The 25273-nt window shown below is 69.9% G+C and carries 18 protein-coding genes; 9 read left to right on the plus strand and 9 right to left on the minus strand.

Translation table 11 applies throughout. From position 1 onward, the window contains the following. Positions 1 to 68: 68 nt before the first annotated feature. Positions 69 to 2732, minus strand: coding sequence for a DNA ligase D (gene ligD / locus AC6JA9_RS05845; RefSeq protein WP_497959232.1), 2664 nt, complete (start codon positions 2730 to 2732; stop codon positions 69 to 71). A gap of 202 nt (positions 2733 to 2934) precedes the next feature. On the opposite strand from ligD, the gene AC6JA9_RS05850 reads away from it, so the two are divergent. The 8 genes from AC6JA9_RS05850 to AC6JA9_RS05885 all read left to right on the plus strand — a co-directional run bounded on the left by AC6JA9_RS05850 (position 2935) and on the right by AC6JA9_RS05885 (position 11393). Next, positions 2935 to 3252, plus strand: a complete 318-nt coding sequence (locus tag AC6JA9_RS05850) for a PQ-loop domain-containing transporter (protein WP_141323359.1) — start codon at positions 2935 to 2937, stop codon at positions 3250 to 3252. 122 nt (positions 3253 to 3374) lie between these two features. Further along, complete coding sequence (locus tag AC6JA9_RS05855) at positions 3375 to 3860, plus strand: ferritin-like domain-containing protein (RefSeq protein ID WP_497959233.1); 486 nt, start codon at positions 3375 to 3377, stop codon at positions 3858 to 3860. 98 nt (positions 3861 to 3958) lie between these two features. After that, positions 3959 to 5428 carry a TraB/GumN family protein gene (locus AC6JA9_RS05860; protein ID WP_223746471.1) on the plus strand — a complete coding sequence of 490 codons (1470 nt, stop codon included), beginning with the start codon at positions 3959 to 3961 and terminating at the stop codon, positions 5426 to 5428. Positions 5429 to 5494: 66 nt separating this feature from the next. Continuing rightward, on the plus strand, positions 5495 to 7003 hold the full coding sequence (locus tag AC6JA9_RS05865) for a TraB/GumN family protein (RefSeq protein WP_223783489.1): 1509 nt from the start codon (positions 5495 to 5497) through the stop codon (positions 7001 to 7003). Positions 7004 to 7069: 66 nt separating this feature from the next. Then, positions 7070 to 8452: a formimidoylglutamate deiminase gene (gene hutF, locus AC6JA9_RS05870; protein ID WP_223783488.1), complete on the plus strand. Its 1383-nt coding sequence runs from the start codon at positions 7070 to 7072 to the stop codon at positions 8450 to 8452. Positions 8453 to 8509: 57 nt separating this feature from the next. Continuing rightward, positions 8510 to 9643 (plus strand): acetylornithine deacetylase, encoded by a 1134-nt coding sequence (gene argE / locus AC6JA9_RS05875; RefSeq protein WP_497959234.1) that lies wholly within the window; start codon positions 8510 to 8512, stop codon positions 9641 to 9643. Between the two features lie 72 nt (positions 9644 to 9715). Continuing rightward, positions 9716 to 10303 carry a flavodoxin family protein gene (locus AC6JA9_RS05880; protein ID WP_497959235.1) on the plus strand — a complete coding sequence of 196 codons (588 nt, stop codon included), beginning with the start codon at positions 9716 to 9718 and terminating at the stop codon, positions 10301 to 10303. Between the two features lie 181 nt (positions 10304 to 10484). Further along, entirely contained in the window at positions 10485 to 11393 is a 909-nt protein-coding gene (locus AC6JA9_RS05885) for a DUF2167 domain-containing protein (protein WP_426748036.1), read from the plus strand. A 59-nt stretch (positions 11394 to 11452) separates the two neighbouring features. Here AC6JA9_RS05885 and mfd read toward each other — a convergent pair whose 3' ends face one another. Next, on the minus strand, positions 11453 to 15046 hold the full coding sequence (gene mfd / locus AC6JA9_RS05890; protein ID WP_497959236.1) for a transcription-repair coupling factor: 3594 nt from the start codon (positions 15044 to 15046) through the stop codon (positions 11453 to 11455). Between the two features lie 235 nt (positions 15047 to 15281). Between mfd and AC6JA9_RS05895 the strand changes: the two genes are divergently transcribed. Next, the gene (locus AC6JA9_RS05895; protein WP_223746106.1) at positions 15282 to 16754 is read left to right on the plus strand and encodes a PAS domain-containing sensor histidine kinase; all 1473 of its coding nucleotides are present in this window, start codon (positions 15282 to 15284) and stop codon (positions 16752 to 16754) included. Positions 16755 to 16785: 31 nt separating this feature from the next. On the opposite strand, the gene AC6JA9_RS05900 is transcribed toward AC6JA9_RS05895, so the two are convergent. The 7 genes from AC6JA9_RS05900 to AC6JA9_RS05930 form a co-directional block, all read right to left on the minus strand. Beyond that, positions 16786 to 17097 carry a hypothetical protein gene (locus AC6JA9_RS05900; RefSeq protein WP_223746107.1) on the minus strand — a complete coding sequence of 104 codons (312 nt, stop codon included), beginning with the start codon at positions 17095 to 17097 and terminating at the stop codon, positions 16786 to 16788. A gap of 69 nt (positions 17098 to 17166) precedes the next feature. Beyond that, on the minus strand, positions 17167 to 17490 hold the full coding sequence (locus AC6JA9_RS05905; protein ID WP_046711179.1) for a c-type cytochrome: 324 nt from the start codon (positions 17488 to 17490) through the stop codon (positions 17167 to 17169). A 48-nt stretch (positions 17491 to 17538) separates the two neighbouring features. After that, positions 17539 to 18177 carry a prepilin-type N-terminal cleavage/methylation domain-containing protein gene (locus AC6JA9_RS05910; protein WP_497959237.1) on the minus strand — a complete coding sequence of 213 codons (639 nt, stop codon included), beginning with the start codon at positions 18175 to 18177 and terminating at the stop codon, positions 17539 to 17541. Between the two features lie 7 nt (positions 18178 to 18184). Further along, on the minus strand, positions 18185 to 19402 hold the full coding sequence (locus tag AC6JA9_RS05915; RefSeq protein ID WP_223783483.1) for a PilW family protein: 1218 nt from the start codon (positions 19400 to 19402) through the stop codon (positions 18185 to 18187). Further along, positions 19399 to 19914 (minus strand): type IV pilus modification PilV family protein, encoded by a 516-nt coding sequence (locus AC6JA9_RS05920; protein WP_223783482.1) that lies wholly within the window; start codon positions 19912 to 19914, stop codon positions 19399 to 19401. The genes AC6JA9_RS05915 and AC6JA9_RS05920 overlap by 4 nt, the downstream gene beginning before the upstream one ends. Further along, positions 19911 to 24308, minus strand: coding sequence for a pilus assembly protein (locus tag AC6JA9_RS05925; protein ID WP_483577063.1), 4398 nt, complete (start codon positions 24306 to 24308; stop codon positions 19911 to 19913). The genes AC6JA9_RS05920 and AC6JA9_RS05925 overlap by 4 nt, the downstream gene beginning before the upstream one ends. Positions 24309 to 24350: 42 nt before the next feature. Continuing rightward, entirely contained in the window at positions 24351 to 25088 is a 738-nt protein-coding gene (locus AC6JA9_RS05930) for a hypothetical protein (RefSeq protein ID WP_267697964.1), read from the minus strand. Positions 25089 to 25273: the final 185 nt, after the last annotated feature.

A 25273-nucleotide genomic window follows, 5' to 3' on the forward strand; every position in this document is an offset into this window, starting at 1 on the left:
CCCCATAACACCGGCCCCGACGTCATGCACGGTGTGTCGCGAAGGGGAGCGGCGAGCGGCCGGGCGTGTCAGTCCGGCAGCCGCTGCGGATGCTTCAACGCGGGGGCGAACAGGTCCCCCACCTGGTCCAGGCGCTTCTTGAGCGTGCGGAGGTTGAAGCGCGCGGGGTCGAGGCGTCGGGTGACCTCGCTCCACTTCAGGGGCGCGGAGAAGGGGGCGCCCTCCTTGGCCCGGAGGGAGTAGGGCGCGACGACCGTCTTGCCGCGCGCGTTCTGTCCCGCGTCCAGGTACAGCCGGCCCTTGCGCGCGCGGATGCCACGCACCGTGGTGGCCAGCTCACCCAGTCGCGCCTCCAGCGCATGGGCCAGCGCGTCCGCGTGGGCCTGGACCTTCGCGTACGTGTGTCCGGGGGCCAGGGGAATCATGACGTGCAGGCCGCGCTTGCCGGAGGTCTTGGGATAGCTGTCGAGGCCCTGCTCCTCGAGCAGTCCGCGCAGCGCGAGCGCCACCGTCACCACGTCGGACCAGCCGCCCTTGCCCGGGTCCAGGTCCATGGCCAGGAAGTCGGGCTGCGAGAGCCTGGGCGCGCGGCTCAGCCACATGTGGAGCGTGAGCGCGGATTGGTTGGCGAGCCACAGCAGGGGCTCCTCGCCGTTCACGTTCACGTGGCGCAGCGTCTTGTCCAGGTGTCGCACGCGCTGGGTGGGCACCCACTCGGGGATGCCCGACAGCTCGTGTCGGAAGAAGCCCGGCGCCTGGATTCCCGCGGGCCACTGCTGCACGGAGATGGGGCGGTCCTCGAGGACGGGGACCATCAAGGGCGCGACCTCTCGGTAGTACTCGAAGACATCCGCCTTCGTCAGGCCGGCCTCCGGGAAGAGCACGCGGTCCCCGTGCGTCAGCGTGGCGTGCCCGTCGCGCGATGTGGGCGGGGAGGTGCGCGCGGCCTGGGCGCGCGGTGCGCTGAGCGAGCCCGTCGAGTGACGTTGTCGTGAGCCGCCAGCGGAGGCCGTGCGCCGCGAAGCGCCACGCACGGGCGCGGCGGCGCGACGCTGTCTTGTGCCAGCCGCCGTGGAGGTCTCATCCGAGGTCTTCCGTGCCCCTCGCGAGGCAGGCGCGGGACGCTCACGGACCACCTCCGTCGGAGCCTTGTCGATGCGCAGCCCCTGGTACACGGGTTGGCGCAGCCGGCCGTCCTCGGTCCACTCGCTGAAGTTCACCTGCGCCACGTGCCGGGGCTTCACCCACACCGCGCCCTTGCGCGGCTTCGCGTCCACGGCCGCGGGCTTGCGCACCACGTCCTCGTCGAGCAGCCGCCGCAGCTCGCGCCGGTCCTTCGACGTGAAGCCCGTGCCGACCTTGCCCACGTCGTGGAAGCCGTCCTCGCGATGCACCCCGACGAGCAGCGCGCCGAGCTCCGTCCTGGAGCGCTCGTTCTGGATGGGCAGGTACCCGAGGATGACCACCTCCTGTCCCGCCACCACCTTGAGCTTGAGCCAGTCGCCCGAGCGCGTGTCCACGTACGTGGAGCCTCGCCGCTTCGCGATGAGCCCCTCCCAGTCCTTCCTGCGCGCCTGGTCCAGCGCGCGCTTCATCGGAAGCTCGATGCGCTCCGAGAGCTGAAGCGGGAGCCGCGCGTGCTTCATCACCCGCTCCAGCCGCGCCCGTCGCTCCTCCAACGGCAGGCCGCGCAGGTCCTCACCGTCGAGCCACGGGATGTCGAACACCACGAAGCGCTGCTCCACGCCCTCCAAGCCCTGCTGGAGCAGTTGGAAGCGCGAGCGGCCCTTCGCATCCAGCGCGACGATTTCGCCGTCCAGCACCACGTCCTTCACGCGCAGCCCGCGCAGGGCCTCGGCGAGCGCGGGGAAGCGCTTCGACAGGTCATTGCCCCGCCTGCTCCGCAGCGCGAGCTTGCCGCCCACGAGCGCCGCCAGCGCGCGGAAGCCGTCGTACTTCACCTCGTAGACGTGCGTCGCGTCGGTGACCTCCTCCGGCACCGACAGTCGCGCCAGCATGGGCGCGCCCAATCGCTCCAGCAGCTTCGCCGGCGTGCGAGGTGTCGCCAGCGCACGAGGCTTGCGCTGCTTCGTGGACGTGGTCGTGACCTCCCGCGCGCGCGACGCGGGCCGCTTCCTCGCGCCCCGCTTCACCGGGCCCCGCGTCTGGACCTGTCCGCTCTTCACCGACTCGGGCCGCTCCGTGGTGATGTCGAGCGAGGGGTCCGCCGTCTCGTCGTTCGCCTTGAAGAGCAGCCACTGCGGCTTCTTCGCGCTCCCCCGGAGCCGGGTGCGGATGAGGTGCCAGCGCCCCCGCAGCTTCTCGCCCTGCAGCTCGACGTGGAGCCGCCCGTGCTCGCGCTGCGCGTGGGCCTGTCCCGGAGAGACCGTGTCGAACGTGCCCCGGTCCCAGAGCAGGGAGTCCCCACCGCCGTAGGCATCGTCGGGGATGTGTCCCTCGAAGTCGGCGTACGCGAGGGGATGGTCCTCGGTCTCCACCGCGAGCCGCTTGTCACCCGGGTCGTAGCTGGGCCCCTTGGGCACGGCCCAGCTCGCCAGCGCGCCATCGACCTGCAGGCGCAAGTCGTAGTGGAGGCTGGTGGCATCGTGCTTGTGCACCACGAAGACAGGCGCGCCGTCCGAGGAGGCCGGCGCCTCCGGAGCGGGCTCCGGGGTGCGGCGGAAGTCCCGCTTGCGGCGGTAGGTCTGGAGTCGTGTGCGTGCGCGGTTCACGACTCAACGGTCGGCATCCAGGAAGCCCATCGCAATGTCGACCGCGCCGTCCCGCGTCGAGCGCCCGCGTCACCTGCATCCGAGCGGGCGACCCGACAAGCCCCGGCCACGTCGCCTGGACAGCGGGGTCTCCATGAGCCTCCGAGGAATGCGCAGCTGTCGCCGTGCCCGCACATGCGCATCTGTACGCGGGAGGCGCTGCATGGGCATCGAGGCGGTGGGGTGGTTCAGTTCCTTCATCTTGTTGCTGACGTTGGGGACGCAGATCCACAAGCAGTGGAAGACCGGCTCCAGTGAGGGCGTCTCGCAGTGGCTCTTCCTGGGGCAGATCACCGCCTCCGTGGGCTTCACCACCTACAGCGTGCTGGTGGGCAACTGGGTCTTCGTGGTGACCAACGCGCTGATTCTGCTGAGCGCCCTGGTCGGCGAGCTCATCGTGCTCAAGCACCGCCGCGCCGAGCGTCGGGGCGCCCGCGGCGAGGGCTCGCTGCCGCTTCGCCCCGCGCATCCCCGCTCCTGAACCCACCTCCAGGCCGCCTGCCCGGTGTCGGAGCGGCCGGGCCGAGGCACCGGGGGACGGGTTGGCTCGTGGGAAGAGGCTTCTCACATTGCCTGCGGTCCCTAGGCTTGGAGGATGTCGACATGGCCGAGAAGTCCGAGGTGGCACGCCTGCGCAGCCTTGCGCAGCTCGACGCGGACGCGGTGGGCGCCTATGACGCGGCGCTCGCGCGCATCCCGGAGCCGCTGGTGCGTGAGCGGCTCGCCGAGTTCCGTGCCGACCACGTGCGCCATGTCCGGGAGCTCAACGGCTTCATCCACTACTTCGGAGGCGCGCCGCTGGACCTGAAGCCCGACTTGAAGGGCGCGGCGATGAAGGGCCTGACGGCGATGTCCAGCCTGATGGGTACCGAGGCCGCGCTGGTGGCGATGCTCGGCAACGAGGAGTACTCGAACCGCTCCTACGACGTGGCCCTGCGCTTCGACTGGAGTCCCGATGTGCGCCTGCTCATCGAGCGACACCGCGAGGACGAGCGCCGTCACATCCTGTGGATCCGCGAGGCCGTCCGGACCCGCCCCTGGGAGAAGGAGCGCGCCCCGCTGCACGAGGGCTCCGAGGTCCAGGCCTGACCCGGGGCCCGCACCTGGGGCGGACTTCCCCCGGGCGATATGCCAGACGTGTGCCGCCGTTCTAGGCTCCCGGACAAGGACTTCCGGGAGGCAGCATGGTGCGGTCCGCCGTCGTCGCGGTGCTGGCAGGTTTGTTCGTCATGGGCTGCGCGGCCCATCGCAGTGACTTGGACTACCCGGACCGGGAGGCCATCTACGACCGGCCGCTCGAGGAGATGTGGCCGGAGGTCCAGGGATTCTTCACCCGCAACCAGCTGCCCTTCCGCGAGGACAAGGGCAGCCGGGTGCTGGAGACGGAGTGGCGGCAGGAGTTCGGAGGCTCGAAGATCTCCGGCTTCTTCCACCGCTACCTGGTGGTGGGCCGGCGCGAGACGCCCACGACGAGCAAGCTTCAAATCTTCCGCATCACCAAGAGCCGGAACAAGACGCTGCAGAACCCGGCCGTGCAGATCGACTGGGGGGTCAGCCGCAACCTGAACGGCGGGGCCGACTCGGAGACGCCCGGCCTGAGCTCGGAGGACTTCGAGGACCGGCTGGCGGAGCCTCGTGGGGAGAACGCCTTCTTCGCCGAGTCCGCGCAGGGCCAGCGCGACATGGTGATGGAGTGGCGGGTGTTCCGCGAGGTGGCGCCGCTCCTGTCGAAGGAAGAGAACGCGCCCAAGCAGGTGCAGGTGGCCAAGGCCCCCAACGCGAAGGAGGCGCCGTCGCAGATGGCGGTGGAGTGCGGCCTGCCCATCATCGGCCTGGGCAAGAAGGCGAAGCCCGGCACGGTGATGCTGCTGGGCGAGATGCACGGCACGCAGGAGGTGCCGCGCTTCGTGGCGCAGATGGCGTGTCAGGCGGTGGTCGCGGGGCTGCCGGTGACGGTGGGACTGGAGCTGCCGCTGGAGAACCAGGGCCGCGTGGACACGTTCCTGGATAGCCCGGGCGGCGAGGACGACTGGCTCAAGCTGATGGAGGCGCCGTTCTGGCGCAGCCCGTACCCGGATGGGCGCGGCAGCGCGGCCGTGGCGAACATGCTCGAGCACCTGCGCCAGCTGCGCTCGCAGGGCCTGGACGTGGATGTCTTCGTGTTCGACCACCCGAAGGCGAACGGGCAGCAGCGTGAGGACGCGATGGCGGCCACGGTGGCGCTCCAGGTGGAGGCGGGACCCAAGCGCTTCCACGTGGTGCTGTCGGGCAACATCCACTCGCGCACGAAGAAGGGCCTGCCGTGGAACAAGGACCACCGGCCCATGGGCTATCTCTTGAAGGAGAAGCTGGACGACGTGGTGGCGCTGGACATGGCGTACGACAGCGGCACGGCGTGGATCTGCTCGGTGGACAGCAAGGGCGTGCGAGACCGCCTGGACTGCGGCGTGCGCGACGCGAAGGGCAAGAACAACGGCGAGCGCTACTTCGTGCACACGTGGGACTCGGCGAACGCGGAGGGTTACCACGGCGTGTTCTACGTGGGCGCGGTGAATGCCTCCGCGCCGGCCATCCGCGTGGGTGACAGCGGCCCTGGCAAGGAGGGCAGCAAGAACCCCTTCACGCCCGAGGCGGGGAAGGTCGCGTCGTCGAGGTAGTGCCGGGCGATATGTCCGCCCTCCCGCTCGCGTTTCCCGCTCTGGAACGTGATGTCGGGAGGGTGGATGCGCTCGGTTCTTTACGCGGTGTTGTTGTTGTCGACGTGGGTGGGGCTGGGGTGCGCGGCCCACCGCAGTGACCTGGAGATTCCGGACCGGGAGGCCATCTACGACCGTCCACTGGACGAGATGTGGCCGGAGGTCCGGGAGTTCTTCACCCGCAACGAGCTGCCCTTCCGCGAGGACAAGGGCAGCCGGGTGCTGGAGACGGAGTGGCGGCAGGAATTCGGAGGCTCGAAGGTCGCGGGCTTCTTCCACCGCTACATGGTCGTCGGCCGGCGCGAGACGCCCACGACGAGCAAGCTTCAAATCTTCCGCATCACCAAGAGCCGGAACAAGGCGCTGCAGAACCCGGCGGTGCAGCTCGACTGGGGCGTCGGGCGTGGCGTGGGGCTCAAGGGCGGGGACGGTGACATGGGGGCCACGGACGGAGAGAGCTCGGTGCTGACCAGCACCGAGGACTGGGAGGAGGTCATCGCGGAGCCGCGTGGTGAGAACGCCTTCTTCGCCGAGTCGGGGCAGGCGCAGCGTGACCTCCTGATGGAGTGGCGGGTGTTCCGCGAGGTGGCGCCGAAGCTGGCGAAGGAAGAGAACGCGCCCAAGCCGGTGCAGGTGGCCAAGGCGCCCAAGGCGAAGGAAGCGCCGTCGCAGGTGGCCATCGAGTGCGGCCTGCCCATCATCGGCCTGGGCAAGCAGGCCAGGCCCGGCACGGTGATGATGCTGGGTGAGCTGCACGGCACGCAGGAGGTGCCGCGCTTCGTGGCCCAGACGTCCTGCCAGGTGACGGTGGCGGGAACGCCGGTGACGGTGGGATTGGAGCTGCCGCTGGAGAACCAGGGGCGCGTGGATGCGTTCCTCGACAGCCAGGGCGAGGAGGGTGACTGGCTCAAGCTGATGGAGGCGCCGTTCTGGCGCAGCCCGTATCCGGACGGGCGCGGCAGTGAGGCGATGGCGAACATGCTGGAGCAACTGCGTCAGCTGCGCTCGCAGGGACTGGACGTGGACGTCGTCGTGTTCGACCACCCGAAGGCGAACGGGCAGCAGCGCGAGGACGCGATGGCGGCCACTCTCATCCACCAGGTGGAGTCGGCGCCGAAGCGCTTCTATGTGGTGCTGTCGGGCAACATCCATTCGCGCACGAAGAAGGGTCTGCCGTGGAACAAGGACCACCGGCCGATGGGCTTGCTCCTGAAGGAGAAGCTGGACGACGTGGTGGCGCTGGACATGGCGTACGACAGCGGCACGGCGTGGATCTGCTCGGTGGACAGCCAGGGCAAGAGGGACCGGCTGGACTGCGGCGTGCGTGAGACGAAGGGCAAGAACAACGGCGAGCGCTACTTCGTGCACACGTGGGACTCGGTGAACTCGGAGGGCTACCACGGCGTGTTCTATGTGGGCTCGGTGAACGCCTCCGCGCCCGCCGTGCACCGGGGGCTGGGGCGTCCGGGCGCGGATGACAACTCGAATCATCCGGCTCCCGACGAAGGCTGGAAGCTGGCGGAGTTCGGGCGCTGACAGCGACGCGGGCGGACCGCGTCACGGCTGCTGCGTGGCCCGGTCCGCTGACGTACGCTCGGCGGGGTGAGCGACATCACTGTCTACCAGCCGGACTTCCTGTACGTGGGAGGCCGGCTCATCGAAGGGGGCGCCCTGGCCGTGGGCGCCGATGGCCGTATCCTCGATTCGACCGCCGTGCCCGCCGGGGCGAGCGTCGTGCGGCTGCGAGGCCGCGCGTTGTTGCCGGGGCTCGTCAATGGCCACTCCCACGCGTTCCAGCGGCTCATCCGCGGGCGCACCGAGTACGTGGTCGCCGGGCACGAGGCGGATGACTTCTGGAGCTGGCGCGAGGCCATGTATCGCGCCGCCGAGTCCCTGGGGCCCGACGACGTCTACGTGGCCTCCCGTCAGGTCTTCGTGGAGATGGCGCTCGCCGGCATCACCACCGTGGGCGAGTTCCACTACATCCACCACCAGCAGGACGGCACCCCGTACGCGGACCGGAACGTGCTGGCCAAGGCCGTCATCCGCGCCGCGCGGGACGCGGGCCTGCGCATCTGTCTGCTCCGCGTGGGCTATGCGCGCGCGGGCTTCCAGGTGGCACCCAATCCCCGGCAGCGGCGCTTCATCGACCCGGACGTGGACACGTTCCTCGCGTCGGCGGAGTCGCTCGCGAGCGAGGTGAAGGGGGACGCGGCGGTGAGCGTGGGGCTCGCGCCCCACAGCGTGCGCGCGGTGCCGAAGGGCTGGCTGTCCGCCGTCGCCAAGGCGCGAGGCTTCCCCGTGCACATGCACGTCGCCGAGCAGCCCAAGGAGATTGAAGCGAGCCTCGCGGAGTACGGCCGCCGGCCCGTGGAGCTGCTGTCGGACCTGGGGCTGTTGGGGGCGGGCTTCACCGCCGTGCACGGCGTGCACCTGACGGACGAAGAGGTGTCCATGCTGGGCGCCGCTGGCGCGACGGTGTGCGCGTGTCCCTCCACGGAGCGCAACCTGGGGGACGGCATCGTCCCCGCGGACGCGCTGGTGAAGGCGGGAGCGCACATCAGCCTGGGCTCCGACAGCCAGGCGCACGTGGACCTGCTGGACGAGGCCCGTCAGCTCGAGGGGCACCTGCGACTCTCCCGGCTGCGGCGCTCGGTCCTGGACCCGGGAGGTGGACAGGTCTCCGGCCTGGGCGCGCGGCTGCTGGACATGGCCACCTTGGAGGGCGCGCGCTGTCTGGGGCTGTCCACGGGGGCGCTGACGCCGGGTGCGCTGGCGGACTTCTTCACGGTGGACCTGGGCCATCCGTCGCTCGTGGGCGCGGGGCCGGAGTCGCTGCTCGTCTCCATCGTCCTGGGCGCGGAGAAGGCGGCGGTGCGCGAGGTGGCGGTGGCCGGGCGGCTGGTGGTTCGGGACGGCGTGCATCCGCTGGCGGAGGAGAGTGGACGCGCCTTCCAGACGCTCGCGCATTCGCTGTATCGCTGACGGGGGCTGGCGCCTGATGCCGGGCGATGGCATGACGCCACGACGGAGGAAGTCTTCATGAGCGACACGCTGCCCGCGCTGCGGGCCACCCTGGCGGAGCTGGTGGCGATGGACACCACGTCCGCGCGCCCCAACGCCCCGCTCATCGACTATGCGCAGGCGCGGCTGGAGAAGGCCGGGTTCAGCGCGGAGCGTCAGCGCTACACGGACGACGCGGGCGTGGAGAAGGTGAACCTGGTCGCGGTGAAGGGCGGCACGGGCCGGGCGACGCTCGCGCTGGTGGGGCACTCCGACTGCGTGCCGTATGACGCGGCGTGGACGGACGCGCTGAAGCTGACGGAGAAGGACGGCAAGCTCTACGCGCGCGGCGCCTGTGACACGAAGGGCTTCATCGCGTGCGCGCTGCACGCCGCCGAGCGGGCCGAGAAGCTCTCCGCGCCGCTGATGGTGGTGCTCACCGCGGACGAGGAGATTGGCCTCATCGGCGCGAAGAAGCTGGTGGCCGCGGGGCTGGGCCGCGCGCGGCACGCCATCGTCGGTGAGCCCACCAAGCTCACGCCAGTGCGCGCGAACAAGGGCTACTGCCTGGCGGAGGTGGAGGTGCTCGGCAAGGAAGGGCACAGCGCGTATCCGGACACGGGCGCGTCGGCCATCTTCCGCGCGGGCCGCTTCCTCAACCGACTGGAGCAGCTGGCCACCACGGTGTTGCGCGAGGAGCTCGACGAGGGCTTCCAGCCGCCCTTCACCACGGTGAACGTGGGCGTCATCCAGGGTGGCAAGGCGAAGAACATCCTGCCGGGCTCGTGCCGCTTCACGGTGGAGTGGCGGCCGATTCCAGGGCAGCCCACCGAGCGCGTGTCCGAGCTGCTGGAGTCCATCCGCCAGGAGCTGGTGCGCGACGAGCCCGCGTACGAGGCGCGCATCCGCGTGCTGCGCACGGACCGGGGTGTGAACACGCGCGCGGACGCGGAGGTGGTGCGCTTCCTGGCCGAGGCCAGCGGCAACGCGTCCACCACGGTGCCCTTCGGCACGGAGGCGCCGCAGATGACGGAGCTGGGCGCGGAGGCCGTGGTGTTCGGCCCCGGCGACATCCGCGTGGCCCACCAGACGGGCGAGCATGTCCCCATCGAGGACCTGATTCGCTGCGAGGCCGTGCTGGCCCGCGCCGTCGCGCACTTCTGCGGCAAGTGAGCCTGGGGCCCGTGCGAGGAGCGACCGCCTTCGTTATGAAGGCCCGGTCGCTCCTTCTCCTGGACCTCCGTCATGCACTCCCGTCGACTCCTCTTCCTGCTCTCCAGTGCCCGTGAGAACGGCAACGCGGAGCAGCTCGCCCGCAGGGCCGCGGAGTCCCTATCGCCCGGCACGGTGGCGGAGTGGGTGAACCTGGAGCGCTACCGAGGGGAGGTCTTCAAGGACCTGCGGCACTCACCCGGCGGCTACACGCAGCCCTTGAGTCCCGAGCTGTGGGACCTCGCCCAGCGCACGGTGTCCGCCGACGAGCTCGTCTTCGTGGCGCCGGTCTACTGGTATGGCCTGCCCGCCAACGCGGTGTCCTATCTGGAGCACTGGTCCCACTGGTTGAGAATCACCGAGCTGCGCTTCCGCGAGCGCATGCGCGGCAAGGTGCTCTCGCTGGTGACCTCCCACTCGTCCGAGGAGGACGACGCCGTCGCCCAGCCCCTGCTCCAGAGCCTCCAGCTCAGCGCGGACTACATGGAGATGCACTGGCGCGGCGCGCTCATCGGCCACGGCAACACGCCCGGTCAGGTGCTCCAGGACACACGCGCCGTCACGACCGCGCGCGACTTTCTCGTGCGTCCCGTGGTTGTCGCGAAAACCGAAGCTGCCTGAGTCTGTCCCCCGCACCGGCGCTGATTTGACGCGTGCTCCGACGCGCCGCTAGGTTGCCGCGCCTTTCGGCCCGGGAGGCCCGCCGCGCCTGTGCGTCGAGCCGCGCGCGGCATCGTCAGCCTCGCTGAGGCTTCACGTCCCTCCGGCCGATTGTGTCTGGAATCCCTGGAGGGGGAGCTCAATGCAGTGTCGACGTGGGTTGTTCGCGGTGGTGTTGCTGGTGGGAGTGAGCGCGTGGGCCCGGGCCCCCGAGCAGCAGGAGGCCGCCGAGGCGGCGGAGGTGGCGGCCCCGGCATTGCCCGAGCTGCACCCGCGCACCGGCGTGGTGGTGCTGGGCAACGGCCTGGCGAAGATGAACGTCCCCTCCAACTTCGGCTACCTGTCGCCCGAGGACGCGGAGAAGGTGCTCGTGGAGGTGTGGGGCAATCCTCCGGGCACGAAGACGCTGGGCATGCTGGTCCCCTCGGACGTGAGCGTGGACGCGCCGGAGGGCTGGGGCGTCGTCATCCAGTACGACGATGACGGCCACGTGGAGGACAAGGACGCGGCCAGCATCGACTACGCGGAGCTGCTCGAGGAGATGCAGGAGGGCACGCGCGAGGAGAACAAGGAGCGCACCCGCGCGGGCTTCGAGGCCGTGGACCTGGTCGGCTGGGCCGCCACCCCGCACTACGACGCCAGCACGCGCAAGCTGTATTGGGCGCAGGAGCTGGCCTTCGGTGGCTCCAAGGAGCACACGCTGAACTACGCCGTCCGCGTGCTGGGCAAGGAGGGCGTGCTGGTCCTCAACGCCGTCTCCAGCATGGTGGCGCTGCCCCAGGTGGAGACGGACATGAAGCAGGTGCTGGCCTTCACCGAGTTCCAGCAGGGCCACCGCTACGAGGACTTCGACCCCAGCACCGGCCGCGTCGCCGCGTACGGCGTCGCGGGCCTGGTGGCGGGCAAGGTCGCCGCCAAGGCGGGGCTCTTCAAGGGCCTGCTCGCCGTGCTGCTGGCCGGCAAGAAGGTCGTCATCGCCGGCGTGGTGATGCTGTTCGTCGCGCTGGGCAAGCTGTTCAAGCGCGGCGGCAACAGCGACGGCACGCCGTAGTCGGCTCCGCGAGATGAATCCAGGAGGCTCGGGACTTCGTGTCCCGAGCCTCTTCGCGTTCAGTTCCTCGGCAGCGAGCAGTGGTCCAGGTCTCGGAGCACCTTGCGCGCCTCGGCGATGAGGTCGTGCCCCTGGGTGCCCTGCGCCACGCGGGCGATGAGCTTCATGTCCGGCGTGAGGCGGTAGTATCCCTTCGAGCGCTGCACCAGCCCCGCGACCTTCGGTCCGTCGAGCAGCGCGTCCGCGCCCAGCGTCACCACCAGCCGCTGCGGCCCCACCTCCAGGCCGCGCAGCCGGAGGTCGCGCATGTCGATCTTCAGCAGCGTCAGCTCGGACAGGTGGTCCACCTCGTCCGGGGCCTCGCCGTAGCGGTCCACCAGCTCCGCGCGCAGGTCCGTGACCTCGTCCGGGTGGCTGGCCTGGCTGAAGCGCTTGTAGAAGACGAGCCGCTGGTGCACGTCCGCCACGTAGTCGTCCGGGATGAGCGCGGGCATGGGCAGCGTGACGTCCGGTTCAATCTGCACCTTGGGCGGCTGGCCCTGCAGCTCCGCGACGGCCTCCTCCAGGAGCTGCGCGTACATGTCGAAGCCAATCTCGGCGATGGCGCCGGACTGCTTCTCGCCCAGCAGGTTGCCCGCGCCGCGAATCTCCAGGTCGTGACTGGCGATGGAGAAGCCCGCGCCCAGCTCGGTGAAGTTCTGGAGCACCTCCAGCCGGCGCTGCGCGTCGCGCGTCACCGCCCGGCGCGTGGGCACCAGCAGGTACGCGTACGCGCGCTCCTTGGAGCGGCCCACGCGACCTCGCAGCTGGTAGAGCTGCGCCAGACCGAACTGGTCCGCCCGATTGACAATCATCGTGTTGGCGCTGGAGATGTCGATGCCGCTCTCGATGATGGCCGTGCACAGCAGCACCTGGTGCTTGCGCTCGGTGAACTCCAGCATGACCTTCTCGAGCTGCCCCTCGCCCATCTGGCCGTGCGCCACGCCGATGGACAGCTGAGGCACCAGCTCGCGCAGCTGCTGCTCCATGGAGGGCAGCGACTCGACGCGGTTGTGCACGAAGAACACCTGACCGCCGCGGGCAATCTCGCGCTCAATCGCCTCCTTCACCACCTGCGGGTCGTACTTCATCACGAAGGTGCGGATGGCGCGCCGGTCCTGCGGCGGCGTGGCGATGATGCTCATGTCGCGCACGCCCGACATGCTCATGTGCAGCGTGCGGGGGATGGGCGTCGCCGTCAGCGTCAGCACGTCGATCTGGGAGCGCCACTTCTTCAGCGACTCCTTCTGCTTCACGCCGAAGCGCTGCTCCTCGTCGACGATCATCAGCCCCAAATCCTTGAAGGCCACCTCGCCGCCCAACAGCTTGTGCGTGCCGATGAGGATGTCGACCTTGCCCTCCTTGGCGCGCTTGAGGATTTCGCGCACCTCCGGCGGCTTCTTCAGGCCGGAGATGACCTCCACCGTGACGGGGTAGTCCTTGAAGCGCTTCTTGAAGGAGAGGAAGTGCTGCTGCGCCAGCACGGTGGTGGGCACCAGCACCGCCACCTGCTTGCGGTCCAGAGTCGCCTTGAAGGCCGCGCGCATGGCGACCTCCGTCTTGCCGTAGCCCACGTCGCCGCAGACCAGCCGGTCCATGGGCTCCGGCTTCTGCATGTCGGAGAGCACGTCCTCAATCGCCTTGGCCTGGTCCGGCGTCTCCTCGAACTCGAAGTCCGCCTCGAACTGGGCGAAGTAGCGGTCAGGCGCGCTGAAGGCGTGTCCCGGGTGCGCGCGGCGCGAGGCGGCGATTTGCAGGAGCTCCGCCGCCATCTTGAGCAGCTGCTCCTTGACGCGCTTCTTCGTCTTCTCCCAGCTCGTCGTGCCCAGCTTGTCGAGCTGGACCGTCTCCGGGTTGCCTCCGGTGAACTTCTGGATGAGCCGCATGCGGCCCACCGGCAGGTAGATTTTGTCCCGGCCCGCGTACTCCAGGACGAGGAAGTCCCCGGGCACGCCGTTCACCTGCATCTTCGTCAGGCCCGAGTAGCGGCCGATGCCGAAGTCGGTGTGGACGATGAGGTCGCCTTCCTTCAGGTCCTTGAAGCCCGCGGCGAACGCGTCCAGCTTCTTGCCGCGCTTGACGCGCCGACGCGCGCGGACGCCGAAGATCTCCTCGTCCGACAGGAGCGCCAGCCCGCCCCCGCCGTCCACGAAGCCCTGGCTCACCTCGCCCGTGAAGAGGTGCGCCCAGACGGACGGCTCGTACAGCGCCGACGCGTCCTTCATGGGCTCGGTGTGCACCTTCACCATGACGTTGCGGTCGAGCAAGAGCCGCTTGAGCCGGTCCGCCTGGCTCAGCGTGCCGCACGCCACCGCGCACGCCACGCGCGAGTCGCGCCAGCGCTGCAGCCGCTCGACCAGCGGTTGCAGCGCGCCCTCCTCGCCATGGTGCGCGAGGATGGCCTCCCGCAGGTCCTGCGTGCCGCCGAACTGGAACAACACCGGCGGCTTCTCCGACTGCGTCAGCGACAGCCCACCGCCCTCGACGACGCGATAGGCGGACAGCTGCTGCTCCACCGCGTCGCGCGACAGGAAGTGCTCGGCTGGCGGGCACACCAGGTCCTTGCGCTCCTCGGCCTGGGCGAAGGTGCGCTCCAGCTCCTCCCACAGCGCGTCCGCCGCGCGCGACAGCTCCAGCGGATCGTCCAGGTAGAAGACGGGCCCCTCGGGGCTCCACGCGCGCAGGAAGTCGAACACCGTGGCCAGCCCACCCTCGAACAGCCCGGGGAGCAGCCCCTCCAGCCCGAAGCCGGGCAGGCCCTCGCGCAGCGCGTCCAGCCGCTCGCGCAGCTGGATGGTGGGCAGGTTGATGCGGTCGGCGACGGCGCGCGCGGCGGCCTCCGCGCGGGGGCGGGTGTCCTCGGTGAGCAGGAGCTCCCGCGCGGGCACCAGGTCCACTTCCTTCAGCGCGTCCACCGTGCGCTGCGACTCCGGGTCGAAGGCGCGGATGGAGTCGATGGTGTCACCGAAGAACTCCAGGCGCACCGGCGTGTCGTAGAGCGGGCTGAAGACGTCGAGCAGCCCTCCGCGCACGGAGAACGTCCCCACGTCCTCCACCATGGGGCTGTTCTGGTAGCCCATGCGCGAGAGCTTCCGCGCCAGCGCGTCGCGGTCGTACTCCTGGCCCACCGTCACCCGGTCCGTGAGCCGGGCCATGACGTCCGGGCGCAGCATGCGGCGGTACAGCGCGCGCAGGGACAGCACCAGCACCGGGAAGCGCGTGCCCCGCGCCAGGTGGTACAGCGCGCCGATGCGCTCGGTGACGACGGCCGCGTCCGGGGACAGCTCGTCGTAGGGGAGCACCTCGTCCGCGGGCAGCCGCAGCACCCCCGGCTCTCGCAGCGTGCCCGTTCCGCCCAGGAAGAAGGCCAGGTCGGAGGCCAGGCTGTCGGCCGCCTCCTCGTCCGCCGCCACGCACACCAGCGGCGCCTTCGCCTCGCGATGCAGCCGGGCGAGCACGTGGCCCCGGGCCGCGCCCTTCAGGCCCTGGGTGCGTGTGCGCTGGCCTGCGCGCAGCTCCCCGAGCAGCCGGGAGAAGGTGTCCGCGGCCACGAGAGGCACGCCACCGTCCCGCGCCGCCTCGCCATCCAACCTCTGTGTGTAAGGACTGTCCATGAGTGGACCCCTGAGGGCCCCGGGGTAATTAGGGGCGCGCCCCTGACAGGTCAACGACAGAGCGCGTCGCCTGTCGTGTGTCGGAGCCGACGCGGCCCGGAGTGCTGTGTCCGCCACGAATCAGCCGTACCGGGGCTGGGTTGGCCGCATGCCTGGGGCAGGGCCTACTCTTCCTCAAGGCATCGCTGGGGGGTGCCACACGCCAGCCATGCAATCCGGCCGTTGGAACAGGGTGATGAGCGGGGCGGGCGCGCCCCCCTCCGAAGCCGTGGTGGTGCTGCGCAGCGTCCGTTCCGCTGAGCAGGGCATCCTGGACTTCGAATGCGTCTCCGCGAACGTGCACGCGGAGCGCTGGTTGGGGCGCGAGGAGCGCTCCCTGGTGCGCCAGCGCCTGCTCGAGGAGGCCGCGTGGGTGGGCGAATGTGGCCTCTTCGCCGCGTGTGTCCGGGTGGCCGTGCGGCGCGAGCCGGAAATCATCCGCGTCTCGCGCCAGTCCTCCGTGGGGCCGGTGTGGCTGCTCGCCCGCGTGTCCCCGTGGGAGGACGGCGTCGTCGTCTTCCTGGAGGATTTGACCGAGCGGATGGCCGCCGAGGAGACGCTGCGAAGAGACCATGACCTGCTGCACGCGGTCATCGAGAGCGCCACCGACGCCATCTACGTGAAGGACGTGGACGCGCGCTACGTGCTCATCAACCCGGCCACGGCGCGCGCCTTCAACCGGGCGCCGCAGGACATCCTGGGGCGCACGGACCTGGAGCTCCTGGGCCAGGACATCGCCGGGCCCACGCTGGCGCACGACCGCGCGGTGATGGAGTCGGGCGTCACCGCCACGTACGAGGACTCCGAGGGCGGCCCGGGCAGCGACCGCATCTGGCAGACGACCAAGGGCGTGCTGCGCCGGGGCGACGGCACCGTCTACGGCCTGTTCGGCATCAGCCGGGACGTCACCGCGCGGCGCCGCCAGGAGCTGGAGCGGGACGAGGAGGCGCGCTTCCAGGAGCGCTTCATCGGCGTGCTGGGACACGATCTGGGCAACCCGCTGGCGGCGGTGCGCCTGTCCGCGGCGGCGCTGCTCGCCCAGCCGACGCTGACGCCGGAGGTGCGGCGGGTGGCGACGCGCATCGACGGGAGCGCCGAGCGCATGGCGCGGCTGGTGAAACAGCTGCTCGACTTCACCCGCGCGCGCATGGCGGGCGGAATCCCGTTGCGTCCGCGCGAGGTGTGCATGGAGTCGGTGTGCCGGCGCATCATCTCCGAGCTGGAGCCGGCCCATCCGGACCAGCGCGTGGACCTGGAGGTGGTGGGGGACTCGCGCGGCGTCTGGGACGAGGAGCGGCTGGGGCAGGTGCTCTCCAACCTGGTGGGCAACGCCCTGCAGCACAGCCCCGCGGGCACGTCCGTGCGCGTGCGGCTGGCGGCGAGCGAGCCGCTCTTCCAGCGGGTGGAGGTGCACAACGTGGGGCCGCCGATTCCGGAGTCGCTGCGCCCGCGCCTGTTCGCGCCCTTCCACCGCGGCACGCCCGAGCCGGGCATGCCCAGGCCGCATCGCCACGGGCTGGGGCTGGGGCTCTACATCGTGTCGCAGATCGTCACCGCCCACGGTGGGTGGGTGGACGTCGCGTCCTCGCAGGAGGCGGGCACGTGCTTCGCGGTGACGCTGCCCCGGGTGGCCCAGTCCCAGGACGAGGCCCAGACGCGCTGGGCCTGAGGGACGAGGCCCAGACGCGCGGTGGTGTCGGTCAGTACCGGGCGTAGCGCGCCGCGGCGCGCAGGCGCAGCATGTCGTTGAGCGCGCCCGGGTCCACCAGCTCCAGCGCCGCCGCCCCGCGGAGGCCGCGGTAGCGGTAGTCCTCCTCGTCCTCTTCGCCCTTGTCCTTGTCCTTGTCCTTCCCGTCGCCCTTGTCCTTGCCGTCATCGGGGCGCAGGGACAGAGGCTCGGGCCGGGAGAGTCCCGGCTCGATGCGCGGGGTGCTCAGCGCGTGGGCCTGCACGGAGGTGAAGACGCCCGCGAGGGCCAGGCAGAAAACGAAGAGGGTCGAAAGGGTCTTCATGAGGGGGCTCCGTTTCTCTTCTCGGCAAGACGCGAGCCCGAAACGGTTATTCAGCCCCGAGGCCCGTCCCTATTTGGCCTTCATGGTGCGGATGTATCCCACCAGCGCGTCGATCTGCGCGGCGGTGAGCTTGTCCTTGAAGGCCTTCATCTTCGTGTTGCGCGGCGAGCCGTCGGCGATGGCCACGCGGATGTCCGCGTCGGACTGGGCCGCCTGCCAGGCAGGCTGGCTCATGTCGGTGATGGACTCCTTCTTGCCCATCTTCGTGTCCGCCTTGCCGGTGTCGCCGTGACAGGACTTGCACTTGGCCTTCCACACCTCGACGACGTCGTCGGCCGCGTGGGCGGCGGGGGCCAGACACAGGCTCATCATCAGGGCGAACCGCTTCATCATCGTCACTGCCTCCTTGGGAGGCCCTGACTGTGACACGGAACGCTGGCTTCAGGGAGTGCACCCGGCGGCGGTGGGCTGAAGCTCGCAGTCCATCAAGGTCGGGTTCCCGGTGAGTGCGTCCACCTGGAGCACGCGGTCCGGCACGGCCGGGTCCTGAGGCCCGCGCTTGCGCAGGATGCGCAGCGAGCCCGTCACCGGCGCCGTCCCGTCCGGGTCGCACATGGTGGCGCCCCGCGCAGCGACGGGGCGCGCGGTCTCTCCGAGCCAGCACAGGCCGTGCAGGCTGGAGACGTCCAGCTCGGGGGACACCGCGAACGCGTCCCCCACCTGCGCGCAGGTGCAGCCGGACGTGCCGCACGCGGCGGTGAGGCACTCGGTCCGGGGGCACTGGGAGCCCCAGGTGTCCCCGGGCGCGCAGTCGGGCTTCTCCCAGCGCAGGGCGGGCTGGCTGACGCCGTTCTCCACCGTGGTGGTGCGCATGAGCCGCACCGCCTGCCGCGTGCTCCGGGCCTGCTGCCGGGCCTCCTGCGCGGCCAGGAGGATGGAGCGCGAGGCGGCGCCGGCGCGTTGGTTGCGCGTGAGCGCCTGGTAGCCCGTGGTGGCCAGGGCCGTGAGCAAGCCGAGGATACCGAGCGCGACCATCAGCTCGATCAACGTCATGCCGTGTCGTCGTCGTGTGACTTGCATGGTGGTGTCAGCCCCCGGCGTAGCCGAAGTTGCGCGGCGTCACGCGGATGAGGAAGTGGCGTCGCTTGTAGCCGTCGTCGGGGTTGCCCTCGTCGTCGTCGGGGAGCGTCCCCGCGTCGGGCGACCCGCGCGCGGCCTCCCGGTCCGGCCGCGCGGAGCGCGCGGTGATGAGCAGCTCCACCACGCGCACGCGTCGCATCAGCTCGTCCCGCGCGCTGCCCGGTCCGTGGTCCAGCGCGCCCATGGTGCCCGCGTCGCCGGGGATGAGGCCCCAGCACCGGGTGTTGGTGCACTGGTCGATGGGCGGACGCTCGGTGTCCGGGTCCGGGAAGTAGCGCAGCGGGTCGCTCGGGTTCTCCAGCGTGGCGACCCCCAGGCGGACACGGAGCTGTTCAATCTCCTCCGACAGCACCCGGAACTCCTCGGGGCCCAGCGAGCCGTCCGGGTCCAGCTCCAGGGCGGGCCGCCCCTGGCGCCAGTTGACGCGGTAGATGCGCGAGGTCACCGGCATGAGCATCGCGTCGTCGTCGTTGCCGACCAGCCACAGCGGCGCGCTGTTCCCCGCCGTGGCGGTGCAGTAGCTGTTGACGTCGAACGCCGTGGCCCCAGGGGCTCCAGGGAGCCAGGCGATGTTCTTGGCCTCGGTGTCGGGAAGGACGAGGAGGTTGCGCTGGGCCTGTGCCACTCCCACGCATGCGCCTCGGGCAGACGGATCCGCCGCGACGAGCGCGCTCCCCGTGGGGATGCCCGCGTCGGTGCCGGGGGGCGCGGCCACCACCAGGCATACCTGCGTGGTGGCCGTCAGGCGGGCGTCCGTATTGCCGCCGGCGCAGCCCCTCATCCTCAAGGAGCGCGCGCTGTCCGCCTCGAAGATCTCCAGCACATCCGAGCGGAGGGTCGCGTAGGCGCCACTGGGCGGCACGTATCCGGCGGAGGCGCCCGCCGCGCTGGTCACGTTGATGGCGTAGCGCAGCTCCCCGGGGGCTCCGCCCAGGTAGAGCGGTGAGCTGCCGAAGCCCTCTCCAGCGCGCTGGAGCGAGGGGGTGAACAAGTCCCGCGCCGCGCGGGCGGCGTTCTGCGTCTCCATGGTGCGCTCCTCAAGGAAGCCGCGCCGCTGGAGATAGGTGCCCGCGGACACCGCGCCGGCGATGACCACCAGCGCGATGGTGCTGGCCATCATCAGCTCGATGAGGCTGAAGCCACGAGTGTGGGGCGCGCGGCTCATGGCGTCATCCGGGTCTGCAGGGCCACCGCGCGCAGGACCTTGTCCGGGTCCTGCCAGCTCACGGTGACACGCACGTTGACGACGTTGGGCAGCCTGACGCCAGGGATGAGGTCGCGGGCCAGCACGGGCGTCCCCGCCTCTTCGCCCTCCATGGGCGGGTCCACGTCCACCGCGACGTCGTACTTCATCCGCACGGGCTCGCCCGCGGCGGGCGCCAGGTAGCGCGGCGTGCCGTTGGCGCTCCACCACACCTCATGCCGGTCCCGGTCCAGCGCCTCGATGTTCTGGCAGGGGCGGCCGGGCGCGGGGGTGACACACCTCATCGCGGTGATGCGCTCCAGCTCCTGCTCCGCGATGAGGCCCGCCTGGGCCTGGATGAGGTTGCGGCGGTTCTGCTTCGCGGCGGCGAGCACCGCGAGCGCGATGCCGAGGATGCCGAACACCACCACCACCATGGTGGCCATTGCCTCCAGCAGCGTGGCCCCCCGGTGAGCGCGACGAAGGGCCCTCATGGGACCACCCCCTGGATGTTGCCGGTGGTCTTCACGTCCCAGATGAGCGTGCGCGCCGTGCTCCCCTGGCCGTTGCCTGTCTCGTTGTTGAAGACATCCGAGCCGTTGTTCATGAGCTTGAAGCCGTTGTTGGTCTGGATGACGACCTTCTTGTCGAAGATGAGCGGCTGGGTGAGGCTGTGTCCCTCCAGGCTGGCGTCGCTCGAGGGCTGGGGCGCGCCGTTGCTCCCGTTGAAGGCGTAGACCCGGCCGCTCTCGTCGGCGTCGAGGCTGCACTGGTTGGCGGAGGTGCCCACGGCGGTGGCCGTGTGGACGACGCCGTCTTCGTCCACGGAGACGCCGCCCCAGACCACCTGCCTGGGTCCGAGCTTCTGCACCCAGGCGACGCTCCGCCCCGAGCACCCGGAGGCCAGCGGGTTTGCGTCGACGAAGGCCATCACGTGGTAGCGGGGACGCGGGTCTCGGTCCACGTCCTCGTTGTCCAGGTCCGGGTTGTTGCCGGTGCCCATGTAGATGCGCACGGAGGTGCCGGAGCCGGAGCGCTCCTGGCTCACCGCTATCTGCGAATAGAGGCCCTGCTTCGCCGCGTCGTCGATCACCTGATTGGTCGCGGGGTCCCGGTCGTTGCGTGCGTCGGCGATGATGCACGATGGGACGACCGACCCCATGGGGCGGGTCGCGTCGACGTCACGCAGGTTGACGCGGAACACGCGGGCCTTCGTCGTGGGGACGTAGACGACGTCGTAGTTGCTGTCGCCGTCCACGTCGATGGCCACGGGCGCGCCACCGACGCCCTCGCCCTCGTCACCCAGCACCACCACGCCCGCCAGCTTCCGCTTGAGCGCGGTCTGCCCGGCATGGGCCACCTGGATGGGCAGCCCCGTCTTCACGTCGATGAGATACAGCGTGGCGCGGCCGCCCGCGTTCCTGGGTGAGTAGTCGGACGCGAACGCCGCCACCCACTTCTTGCCTCCGCGCGTGCCGAAGTCCATGCGCACCAGGAGCGGGTTGTGCCGCGAACCGCTGGTGTCGGGGCGCAGGGAGAAGTGCTCCTCCAGGAGCTTGCAGGTGCTGCTGGTGCTGGTGCACGGGTCTCCCGAGGTGTTGAAGCGATCTCTCTGGACGTCCAGTTCCCAGAGGACGCCGGGGTAGTTGGCCGCGGTCTCCGTGGGACGCGTGACGTCCAGCGCGAAGAAGACGCTCTGCTGGGGGCCGGTGGGGCTGACGAGCACCGTCTTCGCGTCGGTGCGCTCGTTGGGCTGGGTGCTCAAGCGCCACTGGGTGCCCGTGGCGGGGTTGTGGCCGGTGTCGGGCTGGTACTCGTTGCCCGAGCGCAGGTCCACCACCGTCACGGCCGGAGACGCGTCCACGGAGGCGCGCTTCGCCTTGTCGTTGCCGCGCACGTAGTTCTCCGCGAAGAAGCGCAGCAGCTTGCCGGGTATGTAGGCGTACAGTTCGCCGCCCGTGCCATACTCGCGGCCCGCGGAGCAGCCCGAGTCGTGGGCGAAGTACCCTCGGAAGTCCCGGAAGGACGTGCAGGAGTCATCTCCGGCGCGCAGCTCACCGAGCGACAGGGCGTGCAGGAAGCCCGAGGTGCTGCCGATGAAGGCCGCCGCGCCACGGGTCTTCATCACCGTGTTGCCGATGAAGCTGTTGCTGCGGTACGCCGCCTGCTCGCTGAGCGACGCCCGCTTCACCCAGGTGGGCTCGCTGGCGGGGCCGACGATGGCCGCCGTGGACAGGTTGATGCCGCCCATGGGCCAGGTGCGCCGGGTGACGGGGCCGGAGGCGAGGCTGTTGTCCTCCCACCCGTACAGCCAGTTGCGCAGGGCGTTTCGGTCCAGCTTGTCGCACAGGCCATCCTGGTTCAGGTCATACCGGCGGCCCAGGGTGGATGCGCAGTAGTTGCGAGCCTCGTCGTTGGTGTTGGCGACGGTGGGGAACAGGGGGCTGTTGTTGTCGTCCTGTCCGGCCTGGGAGGCCACCGTGACGCGCGAGGTGGGCGTCGTCGCGGGGGCGCTGGTGAAGAGCTGGCGGTCATTGGGCGAGGCCGTGCGAATCAGGCGGTTGAGCTGCTCGCCTCCGTCCCACTGGTTCCAGTCGTCCGCCTCCGTGTTGGCGCGGTTGGGCTGGTCCGGTTCGTACAGTCGCCGCAGGTAGACGTGGCCCCGCTCGGCCACGTCCAGTCGCTGGTCGTAGACGCGCTTGGAGGGATAGAGCGGGTTGCCGGAGGACTGCTCGTACCAGGGCTCGGGCGTGTACCAGGTCCGCCCCGGCGTCTCCGACACCCCGAGGATGACGGTGTTGGCCACGCCCAGGCTCGCGGCGCGGCCGTACTGGCCCGCCTTCTGCGCCTTGTAGGAGATGTTCACGTTGGCGATGGTGGGCTGGCACGACTCGCCGGGGCTCTCGAAGACCGCGCGCCAGCACAGCTGCGAGCCGGTGAAGCCCTGCTCCAGGAAGTCGTTCACCGTCCGGGTGATGTTCACCCGAGTCCCCGGATTGGCCGTGGCGTCCGGGAAGGGCATCGTCACCCAATGGGGCGCGGGGTTGAGCTGGAAGTCTGGGTCGGTCGTGTTGCACCGGTCCACGCACACCTTGCAGTCCAGCGACACCTGATAGGTGATTTGCGGCTTGGGCTGCACGTAGCCGTCGGGTATCGGGTTGGGCGCTGGCGGCTGGCAGTCACTGGTCTGGTTGTTGAACCGGTAGTAGGGCTGGTCGTCGATGGTCATCTCGACGGAGGTGATGGTGTAGTCCTGGGCGACATCGAGCGGGATGCTCGACACCAGGTCCGACTTGTAGATGCCGTTGTTCTGCTTGTTGATGAGGATGACGGTGTCGTCGTAGGTCCGGTTGCCGCCGGAGTTCTGGTCCTCCCACCCGAGAATCCAGACGCGGGGGTTGTCCACGGGCGCGCCCACCAGCGTGTGCGCGGCCCGCCGGAAGTAGGATTTGACCTCCTGGTTCTGGTTCGTGTTGAAGCGGACCTGGCCGTAGGTGGGGGAGCGCAGGCGGTCATAGGCGACGCCGTCGAGCCAGCCGTTGCGCAGCTCCTTCACGGTGACGATGTCGTCCTTCGTCTGATGCAGGTCCAGGTTGAGCAGTGTCTTGGTGAAGAAGACGTTGATGTCACCGTGGCCCCACAGGTCGCACTGCAGCCGCGCGCCGCCGCCCTGGGACGCGGGCCAGGTCGTCATCTTGGTGATGAAGCAGGTGTCGGTGCCGTCGTAGATCTGCTCCACGTACGTGACGAGGAAGAAGACGATCTCCCGCTGTCCCTGGATGACGCCCATCTTCTTGCGGCGGTCCTCCTCGTTGGGGGCATCGAGGGGATTCCTGCCGGGGATGAGCACGCCCCGGTCATCGAAGGCGCTGGCCTTGTAGTCGGGCAGACCATCCTGTCCCGTGGCCAGGCGGCTGTCCCAGACGGGCCCCACGGCGGTGCGCACGCCGTTGACCTCGCGCCATGCCATGCGCGGCTGGAAGCACTCCGAGGTGGGTGAATCGCCGGAGATGTTGCCCGTGGGGCAGTGGTTGTCATCGTCGTCCGTGGCGAGGAAGACGAGGTGCCCGATGCCCCGGTTGCCATTCTCCTGGGACCTGGGCTCGAGCAGGTTGGGGATGTGTGGGAAGAGCCCCCGGTCGCTGAAGTAGCTGTCGACGTTCGTGGGGTTGGTCTGCATGTTGTCTTCGCCGTTCAACACACCCGCGGGGTGGTCCATCACCCGGGCGCCCACCACGCCGCCGCTGGGCTTGGTGCCATAGGCGTCCTGCCAGCGGCGCGGTCCCGCCGTGGCGCTGTAGGTGCTGGCGGCGTTGCAGGGGCCGGTGAGCAGGTCCGGTTCGCGCAACGTCACCGTGGTGTTGTCGGCGCGCTTGTGTTGGAAGGTCTTCGCTTGGTTTCCGCAGCGGGGCCCGTCGCCGATATAGGTCTGCGGGTCGAGGTTGTAGAGATGCTCGTGGAAGTCCGGCACGCCGTTGCCGTTCTTGTCGAGCAGGACGTCGTCGTTGGGGTTGTCCACGTCCTTCGGGTCGATGTACCCGCCGGCGATGAGGTCGTCGTAATAGAACCAGCCCAGCGTGTTGGAGGCGCCGCCGCCGGCCTGGTCATGGACGAGGAGCGCCTCCAACTCCTGGTCGAAGGGCAGGATGATGCGTTCGGGGTCCAGGATGCTGCGGTTGGTGTTGAGGCGCAGCTTGTTGTCGGGCGTGAGGATGACAGCGGTGGGGTAGCCGGCATCGGCGGTGAAGGGCGGCTGCTTGTCCTTGCCCGTCTCGTCGATGCAGGGGTTGTAGGAGACGGAGGGGGTTCCTCCGTCCTGTTGGGCGAGCGCCGGGAGCGCGGTGACGAGCGCCAGCGCGGCGATGAGCAGAGGTCGTGCGTACGGCATGGGGAGTCCTGGGGTGGGGTGCGGGAAAGGACAGACAGGAGGTCAGCACTCGCCGTTGTTGGCGGCGCCGTTGGTGTCTTCGGTGCTGCAGGCGCCGCCAGGGACCGCGCCGCTGGTGATGAGGGCCCGGATGATGACGCGCTGGGGTTGGGTGCCGTCGCGGCCCCGGACCTCACCCACGGAGACGAGCCAGACGCGGTTGTTGGAGTCCACGGTCCGGTCGTCGGTGTCGTTGTCGTCGACGAGGAAGACCCGGTAGAGGACGCGCTCCTGGGCGGGGAAGTCCAGGATGCGGCGGCCGGCCGCGCCGTTCATCTCCAGGAAGGCGGTGGTGACGTCCGAGTCGACGGCCGTCCCAGAGGACGCCGCCGCGAGGGTATAGGGCGTCCAGGGGATGGCCTCGTACCAGGGGAACACGTTCCCATTGGGAGGACCGCTGGGCAGTCCTGGCTCACCCTGGACGTAGCCATTGGCAGGAGCCTGCCCGTTGTACTGCTTGCTCAACTTCTCGATGACCTTGTTGAAGTTGGTGTTTCCTTCCTCACGCAGCACCCGCGTGAGCTCGCGCGCCTCCGCCAGCCCCGCCTCCGCGGCGAAGTGGGCCTCGCGCTTCCTGCGCTCCTGCGCCTGCAGCGCGCTCTCCGCGGCCACCTTGCGCAGGGACACGACGACGGCCGCGGCGATGAACGCGATGATGCCGATGGCCATCAACAGCGCCATGCCCCGCGGGGCAGGTGGGCGGATTCCAGACGGACGACGGGTGCATGAGGGACGCGACACCAGCGGCTCCTTGCCGATGAACGGAGGAACGAGAGCAGCCGGAGTGATGAGCAATCCCCGGACCCGCCGCTGCGGGCTTCCGGACTTCAATGCTTCCAGGGTCTTGGGTCGCACCCTGGGTGAAGTCCGACACTGACAAGCTTTTGCGAGCCTCGCAAAACTTGCGAGGTGTCAGGCGTGTCTTG

The organism is Myxococcus sp. MH1 (assembly GCF_059738865.1).

Bases quoted from the DNA above. Each gene is read 5' to 3' on its own strand.
- AC6JA9_RS05850 (WP_141323359.1), top strand. From the start codon at position 2,935: ATGGGCATCGAGGCGGTGGGGTGGTTCAGTTCCTTCATCTTGTTGCTG.
- AC6JA9_RS05855 (WP_497959233.1), top strand. From the start codon at position 3,375: ATGGCCGAGAAGTCCGAGGTGGCACGCCTGCGCAGCCTTGCGCAGCTC.
- AC6JA9_RS05865 (WP_223783489.1), top strand. From the start codon at position 5,495: ATGCGCTCGGTTCTTTACGCGGTGTTGTTGTTGTCGACGTGGGTGGGG.
- argE (WP_497959234.1), top strand. From the start codon at position 8,510: ATGAGCGACACGCTGCCCGCGCTGCGGGCCACCCTGGCGGAGCTGGTG.
- AC6JA9_RS05880 (WP_497959235.1), top strand. From the start codon at position 9,716: ATGCACTCCCGTCGACTCCTCTTCCTGCTCTCCAGTGCCCGTGAGAAC.
- AC6JA9_RS05885 (WP_426748036.1), top strand. From the start codon at position 10,485: ATGCAGTGTCGACGTGGGTTGTTCGCGGTGGTGTTGCTGGTGGGAGTG.
- mfd (WP_497959236.1), bottom strand. From the start codon at position 15,046: ATGGACAGTCCTTACACACAGAGGTTGGATGGCGAGGCGGCGCGGGAC.
- AC6JA9_RS05895 (WP_223746106.1), top strand. From the start codon at position 15,282: ATGAGCGGGGCGGGCGCGCCCCCCTCCGAAGCCGTGGTGGTGCTGCGC.
- AC6JA9_RS05900 (WP_223746107.1), bottom strand. From the start codon at position 17,097: ATGAAGACCCTTTCGACCCTCTTCGTTTTCTGCCTGGCCCTCGCGGGC.
- AC6JA9_RS05905 (WP_046711179.1), bottom strand. From the start codon at position 17,490: ATGATGAAGCGGTTCGCCCTGATGATGAGCCTGTGTCTGGCCCCCGCC.
- AC6JA9_RS05910 (WP_497959237.1), bottom strand. From the start codon at position 18,177: ATGCAAGTCACACGACGACGACACGGCATGACGTTGATCGAGCTGATG.
- AC6JA9_RS05915 (WP_223783483.1), bottom strand. From the start codon at position 19,402: ATGAGCCGCGCGCCCCACACTCGTGGCTTCAGCCTCATCGAGCTGATG.
- AC6JA9_RS05920 (WP_223783482.1), bottom strand. From the start codon at position 19,914: ATGAGGGCCCTTCGTCGCGCTCACCGGGGGGCCACGCTGCTGGAGGCA.
- AC6JA9_RS05925 (WP_483577063.1), bottom strand. From the start codon at position 24,308: ATGCCGTACGCACGACCTCTGCTCATCGCCGCGCTGGCGCTCGTCACC.